7 protein-coding genes and 1 pseudogene are annotated in these 7,555 nt (G+C 55.9%); 7 read left to right on the top strand and 1 reads right to left on the bottom strand.

Annotated features, from left to right (window positions below; translation table 11 throughout):
* Positions 1 to 3 precede the first annotated feature (3 nt).
* The 4 genes from plsX to fabF all read left to right on the top strand — a co-directional run bounded on the left by plsX (position 4) and on the right by fabF (position 3,403).
* Complete coding sequence (gene plsX / locus ENN40_00745) at positions 4 to 1,041, top strand: phosphate acyltransferase PlsX (protein HDP93872.1); 1,038 nt, start codon at positions 4 to 6, stop codon at positions 1,039 to 1,041.
* Positions 1,034 to 1,774 (top strand): 3-oxoacyl-[acyl-carrier-protein] reductase, encoded by a 741-nt coding sequence (gene fabG / locus ENN40_00750; protein ID HDP93873.1) that lies wholly within the window; start codon positions 1,034 to 1,036, stop codon positions 1,772 to 1,774. Before plsX ends, fabG begins: the two co-directional genes overlap by 8 nt.
* A gap of 114 nt (positions 1,775 to 1,888) precedes the next feature.
* Positions 1,889 to 2,131, top strand: a complete 243-nt coding sequence (gene acpP, locus ENN40_00755) for an acyl carrier protein (protein ID HDP93874.1) — start codon at positions 1,889 to 1,891, stop codon at positions 2,129 to 2,131.
* Between the two features lie 30 nt (positions 2,132 to 2,161).
* Positions 2,162 to 3,403, top strand: a complete 1,242-nt coding sequence (gene fabF, locus ENN40_00760; protein ID HDP93875.1) for a beta-ketoacyl-[acyl-carrier-protein] synthase II — start codon at positions 2,162 to 2,164, stop codon at positions 3,401 to 3,403.
* On the opposite strand, the gene ENN40_00765 is transcribed toward fabF, so the two are convergent.
* Positions 3,400 to 4,164: a laccase domain-containing protein gene (locus tag ENN40_00765; protein ID HDP93876.1), complete on the bottom strand. Its 765-nt coding sequence runs from the start codon at positions 4,162 to 4,164 to the stop codon at positions 3,400 to 3,402. The genes fabF and ENN40_00765 overlap by 4 nt on opposite strands.
* Before the next feature lie 218 nt (positions 4,165 to 4,382).
* Here ENN40_00765 and ENN40_00770 point away from each other — a divergent pair, with 218 nt between their 5' ends.
* The 3 genes and pseudogenes from ENN40_00770 (at position 4,383) to ENN40_00780 (ending at position 6,755) form a co-directional block, all read left to right on the top strand.
* The gene (locus ENN40_00770; protein ID HDP93877.1) at positions 4,383 to 5,435 is read left to right on the top strand and encodes a hypothetical protein; all 1,053 of its coding nucleotides are present in this window, start codon (positions 4,383 to 4,385) and stop codon (positions 5,433 to 5,435) included.
* Between the two features lie 55 nt (positions 5,436 to 5,490).
* On the top strand, positions 5,491 to 6,282 hold the full coding sequence (locus tag ENN40_00775; GenBank protein HDP93878.1) for a thiazole biosynthesis protein: 792 nt from the start codon (positions 5,491 to 5,493) through the stop codon (positions 6,280 to 6,282).
* Positions 6,279 to 6,755 (top strand): annotated as a pseudogene (locus tag ENN40_00780) (NUDIX domain-containing protein). Before ENN40_00775 ends, ENN40_00780 begins: the two are co-directional and overlap by 4 nt.
* Positions 6,756 to 7,555: the final 800 nt, after the last annotated feature.

The following is a 7,555-nucleotide window of genomic DNA, read 5'->3' on the forward strand; positions in this document are numbered from 1 at the left end:
TGCATGGAACCCGTTGCGGTGGCCATAGACGCCATGGGAGGTGACCACGCTCCAGCCGTGGTCGTAAAGGGTGTGATGGAGTTTCTTTCCAAGAACCCCGATACCCATATTTATCTGGTGGGCAAGAAACGCGAGATCCGCCGCGAACTGCGACGCATTTCCCGTTCCGCCATGGATGACAGATTACGTGTGGTCAATGCCCACGAACAGATTTCCATGCGTGAACAACTGCTGTCTTACTGGCGCAAACGTGAGCGCACCTCCATCCAACAGGCTTTGGACCTGGTGCGCAAAGGTACGGCGCAGGCCATGGTTTCCGCCGGCAACACCGGTGCGGTGATGGCTTTGGCTAAAACCAGCCTGGGGATGCTTGAAGGTATCGGCCGGCCGGCCCTCGCGACCCTGATACCCACGGCAAAAGGCAAGACCATGCTCATGGATGTGGGTGCCAATGTGGATTCCCGACCCCGCCATCTGGTGGAATTCGCCCTGATGGGAAAAGTGTTCATGCAAACCGTTCATGGAGTTTCAAATCCCCGCATCGCCCTCATGAGTATCGGTGAAGAGGAGGGCAAGGGAAACGAATTGATCAAGCGCACTTACGCCATATTGAAATCCATGGACATAAATTTCGTTGGCAATATCGAAGGCCGGGAAGCCTACCTGGGCGAGTCCGACCTGATCGTTACCGATGGCTTCACCGGCAATATCACCCTCAAAGTGGCCGAAGGTGTGGTTGATGTGATGATGAACTTGATCCAGGGTGAAGTTCGGTCCAGTCTGCAATCGCGACTGGGAGTATTTTTCTTGAAACGGTCTTTGCGGCGTTTGCGCCGGCGTCTCGATTATGCGGAAATCGGCGGGGCGCTGCTTTTGGGGGTGAATGGCATTGTGGTGATCGGGCATGGGTGTTCCAACGCCAAGGCGGTCGGCAGCGCCATTGATTTGTCTGTGCGCATGGTACGGGAGCGGGTGCAAGAACGTATTGCCGCGGAGGTTCGCGGAATGCGCAATGTATTGGAGGAGTTGAGTTATGCCTGAAATCAAAGGGAACGCGATTGTCACCGGCGCCGCCCGCGGAATCGGAAAAGCCATTGCCCTGCATTTGGCACGAAACGGTTTCAATGTGGCTGTATCGGATATTCGTGAAGAAGATGCTCAAGCTACGGCTAAAGAAGTAAAATCGCTGGGTGTTGCCGCTCAGGTGGTGCGGACCGATGTGTCCCAGGCGCAAGATGCCGAAACCCTTGTCCAGTCCGTTCGGGAAACCTGGGATACGGTTGACGTGCTGGTCAACAATGCCGGGGTTACCCGCGATAACTTGTCTATGCGCATGAGCGAATCCGATTGGGACATGGTCTTGAATATCAACCTGAAAGGAGCTTTTCTCTGTTCCCGGGAAGCGGCCAAAGTGATGATGCAGCAGCGCTCTGGACGCATCATCAACATCGCGTCCGTGGCGGGTTTGATCGGGACTGCCGGTCAAGCCAACTATGCGGCTTCCAAAGCGGGATTGATCGCGTTGACCAAGACCATGGCCCGGGAGCTGGGCGGACGCAATGTGACGGTTAATGCCATAGCCCCTGGTTTTATTCTTACGGAAATGACCGAGCAGTTATCCGATAAGGTCAAGGAGGGATATCTGAGTCAGATTCCCTTGAAAAGGGGCGGCACCCCCCAGGACATTGCGGATGCCGTGGGATTTCTGGTTTCTCCGGCCGCGGGTTATATCACCGGTACGGTGATCAATGTGTCCGGCGGATTGGTGATGTAGTTTTGTTTCAGAAACTGATTGATGCGGAAACGGAAGTCGATGGGGATATAGATGGAAATTAGATTTCCGTCAGCCCCGAAATAGATGAAACAGACCAATTAATTGGAGGAAATCATGACAAAAGAAGAGATTATGGGAAAAGTCAAGGAAGTTGTGGCCGAGAAACTGAATGTAGGTGAAGACCAGGTCACCACGGAAGCCAAGTTTGTTGAAGACCTGGGCGCGGACTCGTTGGACCAGGTGGAGTTGATTATGGCGCTGGAAGATGAATTCGACCTCAAAATCCCTGAGGAAGAAGCGGAAAAACTGAACACCGTCGGCTCCGCCGTTGATTTCATCGTTGAAAAAATGAAATAAAACATGAACCTTTTCAGGAAGACCGTCAACCTGAAGCGGGTGGTGGTAACGGGTCTCGGGGCCATTTCTCCGTTGGGCCGCACTGCCGCGGATAGCTGGAAAAGAGCGAGAGCCGGTGCCAACGGTGTCGGGTACATATCCCGTTTTGATGCCTCCCAATACTATTCCCGGGTTGCGGGTGAAGTCAAGGATTACGACCCCCTGGAGTACTTTGACCGCCGCGACTTGCGCAAGTACGATCCCTATATCCAGTTCGCTCTGATCGCTGCGGAGGATGCCTATCGGGACAGCGGCCTGGCTGAGGCGAAGTTGGATCCGACTCGCTGCGGGGTGTACATTGGTTCGGGAATCGGAGGAATCTCCAACATTGAAAAAAATGTAATCCGCTTACTGGAGCGAGGCCCTTCGCGGGTTTCCCCCTTTTTCCTGCCCGCAACCATCGCCAACCTGGCATCCGGAAATGTTTCCATCCGATACGGCATGAAGGGGCCCAATCTTGCCAATGTCACCGCCTGTGCAACCAGCACCCACTCAATTGGTGAATCATTCCGCATCATCCAGATGGGAGATGCCGATATCATGGTGGCCGGGGGGGCGGAATACCCGATTACTCCCCTTGGGGTGGCCGGGTTTTCCATAATGAGAGCCCTCTCTTCGCGCAATGATGCCCCAGAGAGAGCCAGCCGCCCTTTTGACCTTGAACGCGATGGATTCGTGATTGCCGAAGGCGCGGCTGTTGTGGTGCTGGAGAGCCTGGAAAGCGCTTTAAAGCGCAATGCCCTGATCTACGCTGAAGTGTCGGGTTACGGATATACCGGTGATGCCTTTCACATGACCGCTCCCGACCCTGAAGCGGACGGCGCGGTTCGCACCATGGAAATGGCCATCCGCGATGCCGGCATCACAACAAGCCAGATCGATTACATTAACGCGCACGGCACTTCCACTCCCCTCAATGACAAGACCGAAAGTCTGGGCATCCGTAAGCTTTTCGGTGAACATGCGGATCACTTGGCCATCAGTTCCACCAAATCCATGACCGGCCATATGCTCGGCGCCACGGGTGCCATGGAGTTTGTGTTTACCACCATGGCGTTAAAAGAAGGATTTGTTCCTCCCACCATCAACCTGGAGAATCCCGATCCGGAATGTGATCTGAACTATACTCCGGGTAAAGGGGTCGAGCGGGAATTGACCCATGCCCTGACCAATTCCTTTGGTTTCGGGGGCACCAACGGCGCCCTGGTGGTTTCACGGTTTATGGCGGATTAATCCGTCAACCCCGTCCTCCCGGTCCCTCTACGGACGGATTGGGAGGACGGATGTGGGTGGCGCAGTATGAAATTCAGAATGCGTCCGCAACCCGGTCCCTGGCGTCGGTAAGAGGGAAATTCGCGGGAACAGAAAGTACAAACCCCGGAACGCCGGATGCGATGAGCCGGGATCCCCGTTGCCTGTAAGAAACTTGTAATTCCATTGCGGATGTCCAAGGTCCATCGAGCCCGGGAATTGTGGGAGAATCCCCAGAATCCCGCGGATGGTTCAAAAAACATCTTTGGCAATTCATTTCCCACCGCGTAGCATCTGCCTTCAATGGCTGGCCCCAGCCAAACATTCATAACGGACAAAGATGATTGGCGTTGATTCAGCATTCGCGTCCAGTTGGTGAGTATCCCCGCAGCAAGTCCCCGCCAACCCACGTGGACCAAGCCGGCTGTTTCGCCGGCGTCATCCCAGAAAAAGAGGGGTGTGCAGTCAGCGGTGCGGATGATGCCCACAGTTCCGGTTTCTTCCAGAAAGAAACCATCAGCCACGGTTCCCGGGGGGTGGGGAAAGGAAGAGGCCAGTCTGGGGGTGTGTTCCTGGGTCAACCAGAAAGCCCGGCGTGCGATATCGGGGCCCAATCGATGGGACAGCTCTATCATCAGGTTGTCGCGGGTCGCGGTGCCCACGGTGTGTCCGTAGGTGATTCTTTCGGTTGTAAATAGTTGCAAACCGGACGGTTGAGCTGGGTTGGGCGGACTTTTCTCCATGATGTCGCTCTTTTTGTAACCAAGAGCGACGACTGTGTCAAGTCGTAAATTGCACAGCGCTTGTTACCTGAAAGCAGTTCCGCTACAATACAGTTAAACCCATGACATCCAACATAAGAACTGGAAGGGAAGTAGATGTGTTTCCAGTGGAATCCCGTGCGCAATTGCGCCGGTTCGTGAATTTCCCGTACCGTCTTTACCGCGGGAATCCTTGTTGGGTGCCCCAATTTCGCGAAGATGAATGGCGATTCCACCTTCCCGAACACAATGCCTTCCTGCGCACAAACCCGGTTCAGTTTTTTTTGGCGATCCGAGGGAAACACGTGGTGGGGCGAATCGCCGCCATTATCAACCGGGATCACGACCGTACCCATGGGGAAGGGACGGCATTTTTCGGGCGGTTTGAATGTTGCGACGATCCCGCAGTCGCCAGGGCCCTGGTGGCGGCCGCGGCACACTGGGTGCAAACACGCGGTGCCCGGCGCCTGCGGGGGCCGACGGATTTTTCCACGAACAACGTTTCCGGCCTTTTGGAGCAGGGCTTTTCCCGTCCGCCGCGAATTCTGATGCCTTACAATCCGGAGTATTACCTAAACCTCCTGGATCAATGCGGCTTCCAAGTGGTGATGCGGTTTTTTGCATACGAAGTGGATTCCGCCACCATCCGCTTTCCCACCATCGTGGATCGGTTGGAGCAACGCCTTGAGCGGCAGGGCGTCCGCTTTCGCTACCCGGATTATTCCCGGGTTGAAGAGGAATCGGCTTTGGTTGTGGATTTGTTCAATCGTGCCTGGTCGGATAACTGGGGCTTCGTGCCGCTGAACAAGCGGGAAATGATGGAAGATTTCCTGCGTGTGAAGCCCTTTGCTCACAGGGACCTGATTATCCTGGCTGAGAAAGATGGTGAGCCATTGGGGTTTTCCCTGGCTTTGCCGGATATATACCAGGCTTTGCCGGGCCTGAACGGACGGTTGCTGCCCTTTAACTGGTTGCGCCTGTTGCTCCGGATAAAGAAAATCGATGCCATCCGTGTTTTACTCATGGGCGTGGTACCCGAGTATCGTCATCGTGGCATCGACCTGGTTTTTTACCGCCGCACCATGATCAACGCCATGGCCCACAATATCCATCGGGCGGAGTTGAGTTGGATCCTGGAATCCAACGGCCCCATGAACCGCGTGCTTGAACACATCAACGCCTGGGTGACAAAGTCCTACCGGATCGTGGAGATGCCCTTGCCCGCGATGGCGTCACCCTCATGCGCAACTTGATCCCTGTGCGGATTTAGAGTACACTTTGAGTCCATATCAGCGTAAGGAGTTTCCCATGGAGTTGGACGACATCCGCATTTCCCGAGCCATAATCGAGCGCTGGTCCGCCAAGTTGTTGGATTCACTGGAACTGGATGTCGCGCTGGTGGGTGGAGGGCCTTCCAACCTGGTATGTGGTGCCGAGCTCGGGCGCCTCGGTTTCCGCACCGCGGTATTTGAATCCAAGCTCTCTCCCGGGGGCGGAATGTGGGGTGGGGGAATGATGCTCAACGAATTGGTGGTGCAGGAGAGTGCGCTGCCTTTGCTGGAGCGGTTCGGCATCCGTTACCGGGAATACGGGGAAGGATATTTCACGGCTGACAGCGTGGAGTCCACGGCCAGTCTGATTGCCGGTTGCGTACAGTCGGGTACTCGTATTTTCAACTTGATCCAAGTGGAAGATGTGATGTTCAGAGATAGTAACGAAGAACGGCGGGTCAACGGCCTGGTATTGAATTGGTCTCCCGTCACCCGCCTGGGTTTGCATGTCGATCCCCTAACAGTGCGTTCCCGGTTCGTCGTGGACGGTACCGGGCACGACGCGGAAGTCTGCAACATCGTGGCGCGCAAGATCGATGCTTGTCTGGATACCCGCAGCGGCGGCGTGGTCGGAGAGATGTCGATGTGGGCCCATCGTGGTGAAGCCTGGACCATTGACAACGCCGGCGAAGTTTACCCCGGCTTGTACGTAACCGGAATGGCCGCCAATGCGGCCAGGGGCGGTCCGCGCATGGGGCCTGTTTTCGGCGGAATGCTGCTGTCGGGGGAAAAGATCGCGGCGGAAATGGCCCATATCCTCAGGCCATGAATGCAGTGCGGTTTTGCCACACTTGCGGTGGTGAAATCGAGCTTTGCCTTGTCGATGGCCGGGAACGAAGGGTATGTTCCCGTTGCGGCGAGGTGGCGTATGAAAACCCGGTTCCCGCAACGGCTGCCGTGGTGATCGATGCGGACGGCCGGGCGTTGCTGGTCCGGCGGCGTCAACCACCCAAAACCGGGGAATGGTGCCTTCCAGGCGGTTTCCTGGAAATCGATGAAACGCCCCCATCGGGCTGCCTGCGGGAGTTATGGGAAGAAACCGGCCTGGAAGGCGAAATCGGTGCCCTGATCCATGTGGAGATGGGACACGGTCACTTGTACCGGTCCGTGCTTGTGGTGGGATTCCGGGTCGTGAATGTCCGAGGCTGCCCGCGGCCCGGCGATGATTCCGCGGAGGTGCGGTTTTTTGATCCACTTGAGATGCCTCACCTGGCATTTCAAAGCCATCGGCTCCTGTTGGAAAAGGCTTATTCCATGAATACCGATCCATTGGGTAAAGAACCTCTTCAACGCCCACAACTTCCGCGGGGAGCGTATGTCATTTCGAGCGGGGACCATATTCAGGTGGTACGGCAGGCGTGTCATGCCGGTGCCCGTGTGATCCAGTTCCGGGACAAAACCATGTCCCGGCGATTGCTGTTGGAAACGGCGCGGAAGTTGCGCGGTATTACCCGGCAAGCGGGGGCTTTGCTGTTGGTCAACGACCACCCGGATCTGGTCGTCTTGTGTGACGCGGATGGGGTTCATCTGGGTCAGGAGGATTTTTGCCCGGAAGATGCCCGGCGCATCCTGCCTTCCAGAATGTTGTTGGGGGTGTCTACCCATTCGCTTGATCAAGCCGTTGCCGCTGAAGCCGCCGGGGCGGACTACATCGGTATCGGTCCGGTTTTTGCCACGCCGACCAAAGCGGATTACGCGCCTATCGGCCTGGATACGGTGCGCCGGGTTGCCGGCTCCATATCCATTCCTACCGTGGCTATCGGCGGGATCAACGCTTCCAATCTGGAACAGGTCGTCGCAACCGGAGTATCCAATCTGGCCATGGTGCGCGCGTTTCAAAAAGATACGCGGGGCATGGTCATGCGGATCAATGCGGTTTTGGGGTAAAAAAGTCGAAAGCTAAAAGTAGAAAGTCGGGATCTATTACGTTTTGTGTGGGTAAATCCGCAAAGATGATGAGCGAGAAATTGTTGTGATGAGTACCCAGAGGGCATACATACCCGCAGGGCATAAAGCATAAGCGAACGCAAACGGCAGGTTCC

The sequence above is a fragment of the Candidatus Aminicenantes bacterium genome, from assembly GCA_011049425.1.
GTDB lineage: Bacteria > Acidobacteriota > Aminicenantia > UBA2199 > UBA2199 > UBA876.

Excerpts from the sequence above, each read along its gene's own strand:
- acpP (HDP93874.1), top strand. The coding sequence starts at position 1,889 with ATGACAAAAGAAGAGATTATGGGAAAAGTCAAGGAAGTTGTGGCCGAG.
- ENN40_00775 (HDP93878.1), top strand. The coding sequence starts at position 5,491 with ATGGAGTTGGACGACATCCGCATTTCCCGAGCCATAATCGAGCGCTGG.
- plsX (HDP93872.1), top strand. The coding sequence starts at position 4 with ATGGAACCCGTTGCGGTGGCCATAGACGCCATGGGAGGTGACCACGCT.
- fabG (HDP93873.1), top strand. The coding sequence starts at position 1,034 with ATGCCTGAAATCAAAGGGAACGCGATTGTCACCGGCGCCGCCCGCGGA.
- ENN40_00765 (HDP93876.1), bottom strand. The coding sequence starts at position 4,164 with ATGGAGAAAAGTCCGCCCAACCCAGCTCAACCGTCCGGTTTGCAACTA.